This is a genomic window from Emticicia aquatica (genome assembly GCF_923079645.1).
Lineage (GTDB): Bacteria > Bacteroidota > Bacteroidia > Cytophagales > Spirosomataceae > Emticicia > Emticicia aquatica.
On sequence record NZ_CAKLPY010000001.1, the window covers coordinates 1016307 to 1031482 of the forward strand.

Sequence of the window (15176 nt, forward strand, 5' to 3'; positions counted from 1 at the left end):
AATTTCGTATAAATTTCCAAAAGAACTCAAGCTAAAAAAATAAAATGATTCATATCAACGAAGCAACGGCTTATATTCAATCAAAAATCGGAGATTTTAAACCACAATTTGGTATTATTTTGGGTACTGGCTTAGGCAAACTAACTACCGAAATCGACATTGAGTTTTCTCTGAATTATGAAGATATTCCTCATTTTCCAATTGCTACTGTTGAATTTCATACAGGGAAACTCCTTTTTGGAAAATTAAGCGGGAAAAAAGTTGTCTGTATGCAAGGCCGCTTTCACTATTATGAAGGCTATTCGATGCAACAAGTAACATTTCCAGTAAGAGTAATGAAAATGCTTGGAATTGAGCGTTTGTTTGTTTCAAATGCCTCTGGCGGAATAAATCCAATGTTTAATGAAAGCGATTTGATGATTATTGAAGACCATATTGCATTGTTTTTGCCAGAAAATCCTTTGATTGGTGCAAATATTATGGGAGACCGTTTTCCTGATATGAGTGAACCTTATGACTTAGGAATGATTGAAAAAGCGAAGCTCATAGCTACACAAAATGGCATTGAAGGTGTGCATAGCGGTACTTATGTGAGTGTAACTGGCCCAAATCTTGAAACAAAAGCTGAGTATAAATTATTAAGAATTTTAGGAGCTGATGCGGTAGGAATGAGTACCGTTCCCGAAGTTATTGTGGCTCGCCAAATGAATTTGCCAGTTTTTGGAATATCGGTTATTACTGATATGTGTATTCCTGAAACATTAAAAAAGGCCGAAATTGAAAATATTTTAGCAGCAGCTTTCAAAGCCGAACCAAATATGACCTTTATAATTAAAGAATTAATAGGTAGTTTATAAAAAACAGAATGCCTTCACAAGTTACTTGTGAAGGCGTTCTGTTTTTAAGCGAAAACTAATTTCTTCATATATTCTGCATCTGCTTCAGCAGCTTTTAGCGGAGTTGTATTGTCAAAACGCTCTTGCTCGACAATAAAATATTCAATACCATTATTTTTTGCGGTATTTAATAATTTAGGGAAATCAATGCGGCCAGTTCCGATGATTGTTGAGCCACCAACAGGCCAGAATGGGTCAGTTGATTTTTCTTTTGCTTCGATTTCTTTTAATTTTTCTTCTTTATAAAGGTCTTTCACGTGGCACAAACGGAAACGGTCTTTATATTTTGTTAGCCATTCGTCTGGATTTTCGCCAGATTTTACAATCCAATACAAATCTAATTCAAAATCTACTAATTTTGCGTCTGTTCCATCCAAAAGAATTTGTTCTGGAGATGTTCCGTCAGCAAATTTTTTGAATTCAAAATGATGGTTATGATATCCAGCTTTCAGACCTGCTTTTGCACAAATTTCGCCTTGACGATTTAATCCTTCTGCTGCTTTCTTCCATTCGTCGGCTGTTTTCAAAGTTCCCAAAAATGGATTAATTAGATATTTCATGCCAATACTTGCAGCATCATCAACCAATTTTTTAAATTCGCTCTCGGTTTCTTTCTTCATCGTAAAATCAGGATTACAATGCGTACTAATTAAACTCATGCCGAGTTCATCCATATAAGTTTTGAATTCTTTGGCGGTCATGCCCCAAAAAACACCTTTATCGCTTTGAAAACTTTCGATTTGCTTGTAGCCGTAGCTTGCCAAAGATTTTAAAACACCTTTTGGGTCTTTAATCATATCTTCTTTGACGGTCCATAATTGTAATCCAAAATCTTTTACAGAAGGTTCTGTTATTATTGATGAAGTTGCTGTTGAGTCAGAGGTTTTTTCTTCGGTTTTAGAAGAAGGAGTGCAAGACCATAATTCGTTAGCTATCAAAGGAGTAGCTGCAAGAAGTCCTGTTTGACGTAGGAAATTTCTACGATTTACTTTCATGGTATTTTGAGGTTATAGGGTTAAGTTTAAAGGTAATTTTTGAAAAGAGAAAGGTAAATATAAATATTTAATCAATGATATGATTTCATAAAGGCTCATTTTTTTCTTATTTTGTAAATATTTTACGCAATTGACCACAATATGTACGCAAAAGTAATTTTACAAGCAGGAAAAGAAATCGCAGTTAAGCGTCTTCATCCTTGGGTATTTTCGGGAGCAATTGCTCGCACCGAGGGCAATCCGACTGATGGTGATGTAGTTGAAGTGTTGGATAAAAAAAATAATTATCTCGCCACAGGTCATTATTATAAAGGAAGTATTGCCGTTAAGATTTTTTCTTACCATTCGACCGAAATTAATGATATTTTTTGGTTAGAAAAACTTCAAATAGCTTATAATCTTCGCCAAACAATTTCATTTCAAGGCGGTGGAGGTGTTGTTAATTGTTATCGTCTCATTCATGGCGAAGGAGATGGCTTTCCTGGATTAATTCTTGATTTTTATAAAGGAGTTATCGTTTTTCAGGCACATACGATTGGAATGTGGCGTGAAAAAGAAAAAATTGTTTCAGGTTTAAAGCAAATTTATGGAGAAAATCTGATAGCAATTTACGATAAAAGTAGTGAAACATTGCCCGCAGAGTTTGCTAAATCAATGCAAAATACCTATTTGTTTAATAATTCGGCCTCTGAGCTTTTACCGCATGAAGTTCAAGAAAATGACAATAAATTTTTGATTGATTGGGAAACTGGACAAAAGACAGGTTTTTTTCTTGACCAAAGAGATAATCGTGCTTTATTGGCTCAATATGCTAAGGGCAAAAAGGTGTTAAATTCTTTTTGCTATTCGGGAGGGTTTTCAATTTATGCTTTAAAAGCAGGAGCTAAATTGGTTCATTCGGTTGATGTTTCTAAAAAAGCAATCGAATTGGTTAATCAGAATGTTGCTTTAAATTTTGGTGTAACTGACAAACACGAAGCTTTTGCAGAAGATGTTATGAACTTTTTGAAGAAAAGTGAACAAACAGACGATGCAACACTTTATGATTTAATTATACTTGACCCACCAGCTTATGCCAAAAATATAGCCAAACGCCATAATGCCGTACAAGGATATAAAAGATTAAATGTTGAAGGAATAAAAAAATTGGCTAAAGGTGGTATTTTGTTTACATTTTCATGCTCACAAGTAGTTGACCGAGATTTATTTTATAATACCATTGTTTCGGCAGCTCTTGAAGTTGGAAGGCAGGTGCGGGTTCTGCACCATTTAACACAAGGAGCTGACCATCCTGTAAACCTATTTCATCCCGAAGGCAGTTATTTGAAAGGGTTGGTACTTTATGTTGAATAAATGAATAACGAGACGCTGAATTTCAGCGTCTCGTTAATGTGTCTATTTTCTAAACATCTTCAATAATTTAGTAACCGTAGTACTAATTTCTTTATCGGTGTCTATCAAATCATTAACCGTCTGAATGGCGTGAATAACCGTACTGTGATCACGGCCACCAAAATGATAACCAATTGATTTCAAGGAGAGATTTGTCAATTCTTTGGCCAAATACATAGCAACTTGTCGGGGCAGTACAATTTCTCGTAAGCGGCTTTTTCCTTTTAAATCTGGAATTCTTACCTTATAATATTCTGTTATTGCTTCAATAATTGTATCAACAGTGACTTCCCTTTCCGAATCTTTCACTAAGTGCCTTAATGTTGTTTTGGCTAATTCCAAGTCGATTTCACGCCTTGTAAGCGATGCTTGGGCTAAGAGAGAAATCATTACGCCTTCCAGTTCACGTACGTTTGTGTCAATACTGTGAGCTAAGTACTCAATCACTTCATAAGCAATTTCAATACCTTCTGCTTGCACTTTTTTCTGAATAATTGCAATACGAGTTTCTAAGTCGGGTGTTTGAAGGTCGGCGGTTAAACCCCATTTAAAACGTGACAAAAGTCGGTCTTCAACACCTTCCAATTCTCTTGGTGGGCGGTCAGAAGTCATTACTATTTGTCGGCCCGATTGGTGCAAATGATTAAATATATGGAAAAAAGTTTCTTGTGTTTTTTCTTTTCCAGACAAAAATTGTACGTCATCAATAATAAGAATATCAATCTGCATATAAAAACTCATAAAATCTTGCAGACTATTATTTCTGATAGCATTGATAAATTGGCTCGTAAATTTTTCGGATGAAACATACAAAACAAACTTTCCACCTGCTTTATTTTTCATAAAGTTGCCAATCGCCTGTACTAAATGCGTTTTTCCAAGCCCAACACCACCATAAATCATTAATGGATTGAATGATGTAACACCAGGTTTAGAGGCAACTGCAAAACCAGCTGCTCTGGCCAAACGATTGCAATCACCTTCAACAAAATTATCGAATGTATAATTAGGATTTAGATAAGAATCGAGGCTCAATGAATCCAAATCCTTCATTTGGAAAGGATTTTTCACAACATCGGCATTCGGATTATCGGGTTTTGCGTATTGAGTGCTATTTACGGGCGGCATATTGACCGCAATTTGAGGCTCATTTTTTTGACGATTGCCGCTATCAATCACAATAGAATATTCCAACATACCATCACGCCCGATGGCATAATCCAATGATTTGCGAAGTAAATGCACGTAGTTTTCTTCAAGCCACTCGTAAAAGAATTGACTTGGTACTTGAATGGTTAGCTTTTTTCCTTCCAACTTAGCGGGTACAATCGGCTCGAACCAAGTTTTATAACTTTGTTCAGAGATACTTTCCCGTATCATTTTTAGGCAATTATGCCACACTATGTCCACCTCACGTTGCAAATTAATACTTGGGTTTTTGGGAGTTTCTAAAGCGGTCATTTCTTAGTCAAATTCAAAAGGGTTGCAAAGATAACAAAAATTATGACCTAACCATTAAGTGAAATTTGAGATTTTTAATCTAATTTCAAAGTATTTAACAAACAAAATTTTTCAGAATAATATTTGCCTAATAAAAGTACAAACCTTATTTTTACATTTACGTAGTACAACAAACATTATCTTAGAAAAATACAATTTCACTCATGAAACAAACGCTGTTCTCCGAATTTCCAGAAATCACCAAAAATGATTGGATTGCTCAAGTAACTAAAGATTTGAAAGGAAAAAATTTCGATGATACGCTAGTATGGCATACGTTCGAAAATTTAGATATCCAACCTTATTATTCTCAAGAAGATTTGCAAAACCTGCCAATTGAACAGATTCAAGCAGTACAAAAAAACAAAAAATCAGCCAATTGGCAAAATCGTCCTTTAGTAAAATATACGAATGAAAAAGAAACTAATCTTCTAGTTATCAGTAATTTACAGAAGGGAGCAGATGCCGTCATTATTGACTTTGGCAATATAGACATTAATCAGATAGATTGGGTTAAATTACTTAATAATATTAAATTAAGCGATAGCCCTATTTATTTTAAAACGCTTCAAAGCCTTGATGTTTTAGCTAATCTTACAAAATTTGTCCATTACCAACCCAAAGGTGGGCTTTATACTGATATTATTGCAAGTACTTTTTCCAATGAATCACTCGAATTGACAATTAACACTTGGGAAAATACAAAAAAAGCAATTCTTCAAACCAATCAATATCCTAATTTTCAAGCATTTACTGTTTCTTCTCATCTATTTCATAATGCAGGTGCAAATGCTGTGCAAGAATTAGCGTTTACACTGGCTTCAGCAGTCGAATATTTAGATAAATTAACCGAATTAGAACTAAGTCCCGAACAAATTATTACAAAATTTGAGTTTTCGGTTTCTATCGGAACAAATTATTTTCTAGAAATAGCAAAACTTAGAGCTTTAAGGTATTTATGGAGTAAAATTTTGGATTCATATAATTTTTCCGACTTAATTAATAATTGCTTGGTTCATTGTCAAACTTCTAGTTTTTATGATTCAGCATTGAGTCCATATACAAATATGCTGCGAGCTACAACTGAAGCCATGTCTGCGGTAATGGGCGGTTGTGATTCGTTAACGGCTATGGCTTATGATTCATCAATTTCTGAACAAAGTACGGAACTTGGTGAAAGAATTGCTCGTAATATTTCTGTTTTGATGAAAGAAGAAGCCCATCTTGATAAAACAATTGACCCTTCCGCTGGTTCTTACTATATTGAGAATCTTACCTATCAACTAACGTTGGAAGCGTGGAAATTGTTTCAAAAAATAGAAAGTTTAGGTGGTCTCTTAGCGGCATTTAAGCAAGGTTTTGTACAAGATGAAATCAATCATTCGTACCAAGCAAAAATACAAAACCTTCAAAAAGGTCAAGTGATGGTTGGCGTGAATAAATTTAGAGTCGAACCAGAAATTGATAAAAAAAGTAGTGAAAATGAATTTTTGAAAGAAAATGCACTACAAAATAAACGCATTTCGGAGGTATTTGAATAAACTTTAAGTCATAAATAATAATTGTTGTTCAATCATTAATAAAATAACCGACTTGAAAATTCTTCTCGCTCCCGATAAATTTAAAGGTTCAATGGATGCTCCCCAAGTTTGTCAAGCAATGGCAGATGGTATTCGTATGGTTTCGCCTGAAATCGAAATTGTAAGTTTGCCAATGGCAGATGGGGGCGAAGGCACGCTAGATTTATTATTGTGGTATTCGGATGGAATAAAAAAGAAGGCAAAAGTACACGACCCGCTCGGACGAATCATTGAGGCCGAATACGGAATTTCAGCAGATAAAAAAACGGCATTTATTGAAATGGCAACGGCATCGGGTTTAGGGTTGTTAAAAGCTGATGAACGTAATCCATTGAAAACAAGTACATTTGGTACTGGCGAAATTATAAAATTAGTTATTGAGGCAGGAGTCGAAAATATTATTTTAGGTATTGGTGGAAGTGCCACTAACGATGCAGGGATTGGCATGGCTCATGCATTAGGTTGGCAGTTTTTTGATGAAAATAAACAAAACCTTGAGCCAATTGGCGAAAATTTGATGAAAATTACCAAAATAATTCCTCCTCAGCATTTTTCCGTAAATATCAACGTTTCGGTCGCTTGTGATGTAACGAATCCACTTTTTGGAGAAAATGGGGCTGCCTTTGTTTATGCCCCACAAAAAGGAGCGGATGCTAAAATGGTAACGCAATTAGATGCTGGTCTGCAAAATATTGACAAGATTTTCGAGCGAGATTTTGGTAGAAAACTGGCAAATTTGTCAGGAACTGGAGCCGCAGGTGGATTAGGATTCGGAACGATGGCTTTCTTGAATGCAACCTTAAAAGAAGGGGTAAAATTGCTGATGGATTTTTGCGATTTTGATAAAAACCTCAAAGATGTAAATTTGATAATCACAGGTGAAGGAAAAATTGATAATCAAACTTTGCAAGGAAAACTAATCAAAGGCATTACTGACCGAGCAAACAAAGCAAACATCCCGATTGCGGCAATTTGTGGTACTTTATCGGTTTCTCCACAAGAATTACAACAAATAGGCATTAAATATGCAACGTCTATCTTAAATAGCCCGATGACTTTAGATGATGCTCTAAAATATGGACATGAAGGTGTGCGGAATGCGACCTATTATTTGGTAAATTTGCTGCATCATTCCAAAAGGAAGTGACAGAATGCTTTCGATGATTGGAAAACATTTTGTTCTTTTTATCTCATTCAAAATTAACACAATGAAAGTAACAGGTTTTACCATTATCCGAAATGCACGCAAATATGATTATCCAGTAGTTGAGGCTATAACCTCTATTTTACCCATTTGTGATGAATTTGTGGTGGCTGTTGGAGACTCAGAAGATGGAACTTTGGACTTGATAAAATCAATTGATTCTGATAAAATTCGTATTATCGAAACTCTTTGGGATGATTCAATGCGAAAAAATGGTCGAGTATTAGCCATTGAAACAGATAAAGCTTTGGCCGCAGTTAGTGCTGATTCAACATGGGCTTTTTATATTCAAAGTGACGAGATTGTACATGAAAAGTACCATCAAGCTATCAAAGAAGCCATGATTACCTATCAAAATGACCTTTCAGTTGAAGGTTTACTTTTTAAATATACACATTTTTATGGCTCATATAAATATGTAGCAGATTCTCGAAAATGGTATAGAAATGAAATCAGAATCGTTCGTAACACCCAAAAAGTAGTATCTTATAAAGATGCACAAGGCTTTCGGAAAAACGATAATACAAAATTAAAAGTTAAGCCAATAGATGCCTATATTTATCATTATGGTTGGGTAAAACCTCCCGAAAAAATGACAGCAAAAGTACGAGGCTTGTCGTATTTTTGGCATACCGACGAAGAACTTGACCAACAACAACCCGCCAATCAAGCATTTGATTATTCGGGAATTGATTCTTTAATTCTTTTTGAAGGAACACATCCCAAAGTCATTCAACCACGTATTAATAATATGAGTTGGGCATTTGATTTTGATATTAAGCAAAAAAAGTATTCGCTGAAAAACTTGATTTTAATGAAAATTGAAAAGCTAATAGGCTGGAGAATAGGGGAGTACAAGAATTACATTAAAATTTGATTCATAAACTAAATTGATTGAGCTATTCTAACGAAGCTCCAGTAATAGTGAAAAAAGAACCCGAAAATAATAATAGCTGGTTGGTATTTACACAAATTGGCTTACAAATGGCTTTAACGATTGGGCTCGGAACTTGGGCTGGGTATTGGCTTGATGGCAAAATGTTGAATAAAAATCCGATGATGACATTAATTTTTTCACTTTCATCCATTGGTATTTCATTGTATAATGTCATTCGACAAATACCTAAAAACTAGTGACTTAAAAATGATTAGAACTTCCATATTAACAGTTATTTTAATAATTGTATTTTTCTTAGCCAAATATATTGGATTAGATTTTTTATTACACCAAAAGAAGTGGTTAATATTAGGTTTCTTTGTGGCATTCTCAGTCCTCTTTCATAGAGTGATTGAGTTCGGTTTAAGAGAAAAACAGAAAAATTTTATACCCTTTTACCTTTCTACGGTAGTTCTTCGACTGATTTTAAGTCTTGTTTTTATTGGAGTTGAACTTTACTTAGGGCTGCAAAATCAAGAATTGTTTATTCTTAACTTTTTTGTACTATATTTATTTTATACAATATTTGAGATTTGGAATTTAAGTCGTAACTTGCGGCAAAATTCAGGAAAGTAATAAAATTACCATTTAATTGACAGAATAATTAAAATAATATGTTGCGTACGATTACAAGTAAACTCCTACTCATTCTTTCATTATCGGTATTTTCGATAAGTTTTTCTTTCGCACAAGAAGGCCATGAGGCTCATCACGAAAGTAAAGAAGCTGCCCACGAAGAAGAAAAATTTGACATTGGTCAAATGATTATGCACCACATTTCTGACTCGCACGAGTGGGAATTTGCTCATGGTTTAGTAATACCATTACCTGTTATTCTTTACACGGAAGCCAATGGTCTTGAGATTTTTTCATCAAGCAGATTCGCCGAAGGTAACGGAGTGTATAATGGATACATCAATAACCACGAACACATTCATCGCTTAAACCCTCAAGGTGGATTAGACGAAGAAGTACACGTTTGGGATTTTTCGATTACTAAAAACGTAGCTTCACTTTTGTTGAGTGCCGTTATCTTGATTTTATTGATGACAACTGTTGCAAAAAGTTTCAACAAAAATCATGGAAAAGCACCAAAAGGAATTCAATCATTCGTTGAGCCTATTATATTTTTTATCCGTGATGAAGTTGTTAAACCCAATATCGGAGCGAAATATGAGAGATATTTACCCTATTTGTTAACGTTGTTTTTCTTTATTTTGATTAACAATTTGTTAGGTTTGATTCCAGGCGGAGCGAATTTAACAGGTAATATTACAATTACTTTGTTTTTAGCTGTAGTTACTTTTGTTATTACACATATCAATGCAAACAAACATTATTGGTTACACTTGGTTAAACCAGAAGGTGTGCCAACGTTGATGTTGCCGTTGATGTGGGTTGTTGAGATTGCGGGTGTATTTATGAAACCAATGTCATTGACAATTCGTCTTTTTGCCAACATTACGGCGGGGCATATTATTATTTTGAGTTTATTAGGTTTGATATTTATCTTTAAAAGTTTTGCAGTAGGTGGTGTTGTTACATTATTTACATTGTTTATGAATGCAATCGAATTGTTGGTTGCTTTCTTACAAGCTTTTATATTTACCCTATTGACATCAATGTATATCGGAAGTGCAATCGAAGATAGCCACGAAGCCGATCATGGTCATTGATTCTTAGTTTAAAGTCAATGTTTTTTTAATTTGCATTTTTTGTTTCACTTATATAAATTGTTTTATCATGTCTTTTTTACAAGTTCTTTTACAAGCTGCCACTGATGGTGGACGTGGATTCGCAGTAATGGGTGCTGCAGTTGGTGCTGGTCTTGCTGCAATCGGTGCAGGTCTTGGTTTGGGTCGTATTGGTGGTAGTGCATTGGAAGGCGTTGCTCGTCAACCAGAAGCTGCTAACAAAATCCAAACGATGATGATCATTATCGCAGCCCTTGTAGAAGCCGTTGCGTTATTTGCAGCTGTTATTTGTTTGTTGATTTCTTTCAAATTAGCGTAAGAATCAATAGCAAACAAGCATTTGAAAAGTGATAACCTGCTCCGTTCGCATTAGGCGTCGGTGCAGGTTTCATACTTTACCCTTGACAATTTTGCTAAAAAATTACACATTAATTATTACTAATTTTTATAATTTTATAATAACATGGAATTGCTAACCCCAGCCATTGGTCTGTTGTTTTGGATGGCATTAGTTTTCGGAATTTTAGTTTTTTTTCTGAAAAAATTTGCTTGGAAACCAATCCTCTCTTCTTTAAAAGAACGTGAAGATTCAATCGAATCAGCCCTTCGTTTGGCAGAAGAAACACGTGCCGAAATGGCAAAATTGAAGTCTGATAATGATAAAATTTTGGCAGAAGCTCGTGCAGAACGTGATAAAATGATTCGTGATGCAAAAGGTATTACCGACAAAATGATTGCTGACGCAAAAGAAAAAGCAGTAGCAGAAGGTAATAAAATCATTTCGGATGCTCGTGAGGCTATCCAGCAAGAGAAAACAGCTATGGTTGCTCAGATAAAGAAAGACATGGCGAGCTTCTCAATTGAGATTGCAGAAAAAGTAATACGCAGAGAGTTGTCTGACAAGAAATCACAAGAAGCTTTGGTTTCAACTTTGATTTCAGAAGCAAACTTAAACTGATTTGAGTAAGGTTTTACTTTGGTAAAATAACTCAACTGGAACGTATATATTATTCATGTAACATATATATGCCTACCTTTTTTACAATACTCATTTTTTTGCAAAATTAGTGCAAACTTTTGCGAAATTTGTTAAACAAAATTTGTTTTATTGAAACACTCGGTTGTAAATTTGTATTATTACATTAAACAAGCAATCGAGAACTCGCTCGAAATACAATGGCAGATTCAATAGTTGCTTATAGATACGCTAAGTCTTTGTTTGACTTAGCAACAGAGAAAAAAGTTGTCAGCGAAGTTAATGACGACATGATTTCGTTTAAAACGGTCTGTGATGAAAATCGCCAATTTTTAGTTGTGTTGGGCAATCCAATTGTTCGTCACGAGAAAAAATTAGCTATTTTGAAAAAAACATTCGAAAAAAATGTTCATCCCGTTACTTTTTCGATTTTCAGTGTCTTAACTAAGAAAAACAGAGAAAATCTGCTTTATTCAATTGCTGAAGAATTTGATAAATTATACAACGAGCAGAAAGGTATTCAGAAAGTAACCATCACAACCGTTACTCCTTTGACTACCGCTCAAAAAGCTGAGTTTACGAAGATTGTGGCAGGTGCAACTGGAAAACAAGTTGTATTAGAGGAGAAAGTAAACGAAAATTTAATTGGTGGTTATATATTGAGTATCGGTGATACACAGATTGATACCTCAGTTAGAAAAAAATTAAACGAATTAAAGTTATCATTAGCTTAATTCAAACTTACGAGTTAGCTCGTCTTAAAAAGTATTAGTTTTCATGGCTATAAAGTTGAGAAATCCCCCACCCATAGGTGGGGTTTTTTCTGTTATACCGATTCGTTTTATTTTATGCAATGAATTTCAAGAATTTCATCCCAGCGGGTAGTAAAATTTTGTGAAAGTCTTTCTTGTTGCATTTTCCATTTTCTTTCAGTTCCTTGAAGTGCAATTTTGACTTTTCCTCGACCGAATGTTAAATTCATTTTATCCATTGCCTTCATAACTTTTTTGTGCTTTTGTGCATCAAATTCTTCAAAAAGCCCTGTTTGTATCTGATTTTCCGGAACTATTTCATTTACTAAAACTCCCGCTTTTTTGTACCGATATCCCTCCTTATAAATCTTTTTAAGTGCAATTTGAGCATATTTTAAAATTTCAATGCTACTATTTGTTGCAATAGGTAATTGAACTACACAACTTTTGGCATACTGAGGGTCTGTTTGAATAAAAGGATTTGTAGTGATAAATACCATTAAAACCTTTGCACAGCTTTTTTGTCTGCGAAGCTTATAAGCACAACTACTTGCAAAATTTGCAACGGCTTCTTCTAAAATAGGGAAGGTGCTTACCATTTTCCCGAATGACCTAGAGTTTAAAATATTTTGTTTGTCACGTATCATTTCGAGAGCAATACAAGGATTGCCTAATAACTCTTGTTTGATGCGTATTCCTACAACTTTTAGGTGTTTTTGAATCCAAATATCATTGGTTAGAGTAAAATCTTTTGCTGTATAAATCTTGTTGGTATTAAGAAGCTTCGCATACCTTCGACCGATACCCCACACATTTTCTATCTTAGTCTTTAGCAAGGCGTCCTCAATTTTTTCTGGAGAATCTATTAAATAAACACCTTTCATGGAAGTGTTTTTTTTTGCGATTAAATTGGCCATTTTAGCGAGTGTTTTGGTTGGAGCAACACCTAAACTAATCGGGATACCAGTGTTTTGAGAGACTGTTTTTCTTATTTTCTCAGAATAAAACTGAAGGTTTTCATAGTCAAATCCTTTGAAATTCAAGAAAGCCTCATCAATTGAGTAGATTTCCATTTCGGGAGCAAATTTGCCTAATTCCATCATTACCCGATTTGTCATATCGCCATAAAGCGTATAATTTGAGGAAAATATTTTTACGTCAAATTTCTTTACAATTTCTTTAATTGTAAATGCTACCGCACCCATCGGAATGCCAATCGCTTTGGCTTCGTTTGAACGAGCGATTACACAACCATCATTATTTGATAGAATAACGACTGGTTTACCGTTTAGAGCTGGGTTAAAAACTCGTTCACAAGAGGCATAAAAATTATTGCAATCGACTAAAGCGAACATTTATGGGGCTATTTTAACATTTTCTTAATTACATAAGTAACAATTCCCCAAATCTTGAAGTCGTTATCTTCATTTACTTCAATAATTGGGTATTGTTTATTTGCAGGTACCAATAAGCATTTGTTATCTTGTAACCGAATGCGTTTGACAGTAAACTCTCCATCAATAAAACATACAGCAATCATTCCATTACTTGGCAGGATTGATTTGTCGATGATTAGCACATCACCGTCGTAAATTCCTGCTTCAAACATTGATGTACCTTTTACCCGTCCATAAAAAGTTGAACTAGGGTTTTTGACCAATTCTTGGTTTAAATCCAAAGTAAGGTCAAGATATTCCTCTGCTGGAGATGGAAAACCAGCTGAAATTCCACTGTCAACAAAAGGCAGAGACAACTCAGATGAGATATTGGCCGAGTAAAAGTCGATATTTAGTGACTTATTTATTAAATAAGCATATTTCATAAAACAATGTTTTCTAAAGGTAGCAACTGTTTACTTAAAAAGTGAAATGTTCTTTGTAAAAATATCTAAAAAATCAATCCCTTTTTGGATAATCACGATAAAATACTTTATTTGTTTACTTTTTCTTGATTAAAGTTTATCAAAACTTTTTGACCAAATAATTAGAAAAAGGAAGACTTAAAATGTGATATTTTATGAAAAACAATATTTTTTCATTGATACTTTTTTTTGGAATGCCATCTTTTGCCCTTGCACAAAATGATGCCATATTGAATTCGGTGCTTATTTTTCCAACCCAAGAAAAACACGTTCATGCAAGCAGTATTGTGGGTTTGCCTAATGGAGATTTGTTGGCAGTTTGGTTTTATGGAAGTGGTGAACGAACCGCTGATGATGTAAAACTCATGGGTGCAAGGCTCAAAAAAGGTGAGAAAAGTTGGTCTGAACCTTTTCAAATGGCTGATACGCCAAATATTCCTGATTGTAATCCTGTACTTTTTTTGAATAGTGAAAAGAAACTTTTTCTAGTTTGGATTGCGGTGCAAGCTAATAAATGGGAACAGTCGATTTTACGTTTTAAAACTTCCACCGACTATTTAGAAAATGGTCCTCCAGTTTGGAATTGGCAAGATAATATTTTACTTAAACCTGATGAGAGTTTTGCGAAGGAAGTTGCCAAAAAACTGAAAGAACTTCCTGAAAGTTCGGCTGGTTGGGCAGGTTATGCACCTAAATATGATGATTTGATAACTGCGGCATCAAATGATATTACCAAGCGTAGTATGGGCTGGATGACACGTATTAAACCTTTATTGTTGGACAATAAACGAATCGTTTTGCCTTTGTATTCCGATGGTTTTAATATGTCAATCATGGCAATTTCGGATGATGACGGCTTAACTTGGCGACCGAGTTTACCAGTTGTTGGTCGTGGCCCTATTCAGCCTGCTGTAGTTAGGAAGAAAAATGGAAATTTAGTGGCTTTGATGCGTGATAGCGGTGATGACCCGCCCCGTGTGCATTTCAGCGAATCGACTGATAGAGGAGAAAGTTGGACAGCTACTATCAAAACGACAATTCCGAATACAGCAAGTGTTGAATTATTGGTTTTACAAGATGGGAGATGGGCATTTTTGGGAAATGATATTGCAGATGGGCGTTATCGGTTGAGTTTTTTTCTTTCGGATGATGAGGGTAAAACATGGAAATGGAAAACCCCACTCGAAAATGTAGAGCCTAATAAAGGCAGTTTTTCGTATCCATCTTTGATTCAAACGCCTGATGGTTTATTACATATCACGTATTCTTATCATGCAGAAAAAGACAAAAAGTCAATCAAATATGTTGTTTTAGATGTAAAAAAAATGGTAAAGGAATAGATTTGCTATTGCCGAATTATACATACAATTAGCTGACTACTGCTATCCA

Annotated in this window: 15 protein-coding genes; 11 read left to right on the top strand and 4 right to left on the bottom strand. The window is 34.7% G+C overall.

The annotated features are described in order from the left end of the window. The first annotated feature begins 44 nt into the window (after positions 1-44). On the top strand, positions 45-857 hold the full coding sequence (locus MJQ71_RS04435) for a purine-nucleoside phosphorylase (protein WP_238804856.1): 813 nt from the start codon (positions 45-47) through the stop codon (positions 855-857). A gap of 44 nt (positions 858-901) precedes the next feature. On the opposite strand, the gene MJQ71_RS04440 is transcribed toward MJQ71_RS04435, so the two are convergent. Then, entirely contained in the window at positions 902-1891 is a 990-nt protein-coding gene (locus tag MJQ71_RS04440) for a sugar phosphate isomerase/epimerase family protein (RefSeq protein WP_238804858.1), read from the bottom strand. A gap of 141 nt (positions 1892-2032) precedes the next feature. On the opposite strand from MJQ71_RS04440, the gene MJQ71_RS04445 reads away from it, so the two are divergent. Beyond that, complete coding sequence (locus tag MJQ71_RS04445; protein ID WP_238804860.1) at positions 2033-3244, top strand: class I SAM-dependent rRNA methyltransferase; 1212 nt, start codon at positions 2033-2035, stop codon at positions 3242-3244. A gap of 42 nt (positions 3245-3286) precedes the next feature. Here MJQ71_RS04445 and dnaA read toward each other — a convergent pair whose 3' ends face one another. Further along, positions 3287-4744, bottom strand: coding sequence for a chromosomal replication initiator protein DnaA (gene dnaA, locus MJQ71_RS04450; protein WP_238804862.1), 1458 nt, complete (start codon positions 4742-4744; stop codon positions 3287-3289). A 203-nt stretch (positions 4745-4947) separates the two neighbouring features. Here dnaA and MJQ71_RS04455 point away from each other — a divergent pair, with 203 nt between their 5' ends. From MJQ71_RS04455 to atpH, 8 genes are all read left to right on the top strand, one after another. Beyond that, the gene (locus tag MJQ71_RS04455) at positions 4948-6324 is read left to right on the top strand and encodes a methylmalonyl-CoA mutase family protein (protein WP_238804864.1); all 1377 of its coding nucleotides are present in this window, start codon (positions 4948-4950) and stop codon (positions 6322-6324) included. A gap of 52 nt (positions 6325-6376) precedes the next feature. After that, positions 6377-7510, top strand: coding sequence for a glycerate kinase (locus MJQ71_RS04460; protein WP_238804866.1), 1134 nt, complete (start codon positions 6377-6379; stop codon positions 7508-7510). 61 nt (positions 7511-7571) lie between these two features. Then, positions 7572-8444 carry a glycosyltransferase family protein gene (locus tag MJQ71_RS04465; RefSeq protein WP_238804868.1) on the top strand — a complete coding sequence of 291 codons (873 nt, stop codon included), beginning with the start codon at positions 7572-7574 and terminating at the stop codon, positions 8442-8444. A 17-nt stretch (positions 8445-8461) separates the two neighbouring features. Then, positions 8462-8701 carry an AtpZ/AtpI family protein gene (locus tag MJQ71_RS04470; RefSeq protein WP_238804870.1) on the top strand — a complete coding sequence of 80 codons (240 nt, stop codon included), beginning with the start codon at positions 8462-8464 and terminating at the stop codon, positions 8699-8701. Between the two features lie 417 nt (positions 8702-9118). Next, on the top strand, positions 9119-10180 hold the full coding sequence (gene atpB, locus MJQ71_RS04475; RefSeq protein WP_238804872.1) for a F0F1 ATP synthase subunit A: 1062 nt from the start codon (positions 9119-9121) through the stop codon (positions 10178-10180). A 67-nt stretch (positions 10181-10247) separates the two neighbouring features. Next, the gene (atpE, locus tag MJQ71_RS04480) at positions 10248-10517 is read left to right on the top strand and encodes a F0F1 ATP synthase subunit C (protein ID WP_238804874.1); all 270 of its coding nucleotides are present in this window, start codon (positions 10248-10250) and stop codon (positions 10515-10517) included. A 144-nt stretch (positions 10518-10661) separates the two neighbouring features. Next, entirely contained in the window at positions 10662-11156 is a 495-nt protein-coding gene (locus tag MJQ71_RS04485) for a F0F1 ATP synthase subunit B (protein ID WP_238804876.1), read from the top strand. Positions 11157-11374: 218 nt separating this feature from the next. After that, a complete protein-coding gene (gene atpH / locus MJQ71_RS04490; RefSeq protein ID WP_238804878.1) occupies positions 11375-11908 on the top strand; it encodes an ATP synthase F1 subunit delta in 534 nt (177 codons plus the stop codon). A 107-nt stretch (positions 11909-12015) separates the two neighbouring features. Here atpH and MJQ71_RS04495 read toward each other — a convergent pair whose 3' ends face one another. Next, positions 12016-13281 (bottom strand): Y-family DNA polymerase, encoded by a 1266-nt coding sequence (locus tag MJQ71_RS04495; protein ID WP_238804880.1) that lies wholly within the window; start codon positions 13279-13281, stop codon positions 12016-12018. 8 nt (positions 13282-13289) lie between these two features. Beyond that, positions 13290-13748, bottom strand: a complete 459-nt coding sequence (locus MJQ71_RS04500; protein WP_238804882.1) for a LexA family protein — start codon at positions 13746-13748, stop codon at positions 13290-13292. Positions 13749-13942: 194 nt separating this feature from the next. On the opposite strand from MJQ71_RS04500, the gene MJQ71_RS04505 reads away from it, so the two are divergent. Then, positions 13943-15127 carry a sialidase family protein gene (locus MJQ71_RS04505; protein WP_238804884.1) on the top strand — a complete coding sequence of 395 codons (1185 nt, stop codon included), beginning with the start codon at positions 13943-13945 and terminating at the stop codon, positions 15125-15127. The last annotated feature ends 49 nt before the right edge of the window (positions 15128-15176 follow it).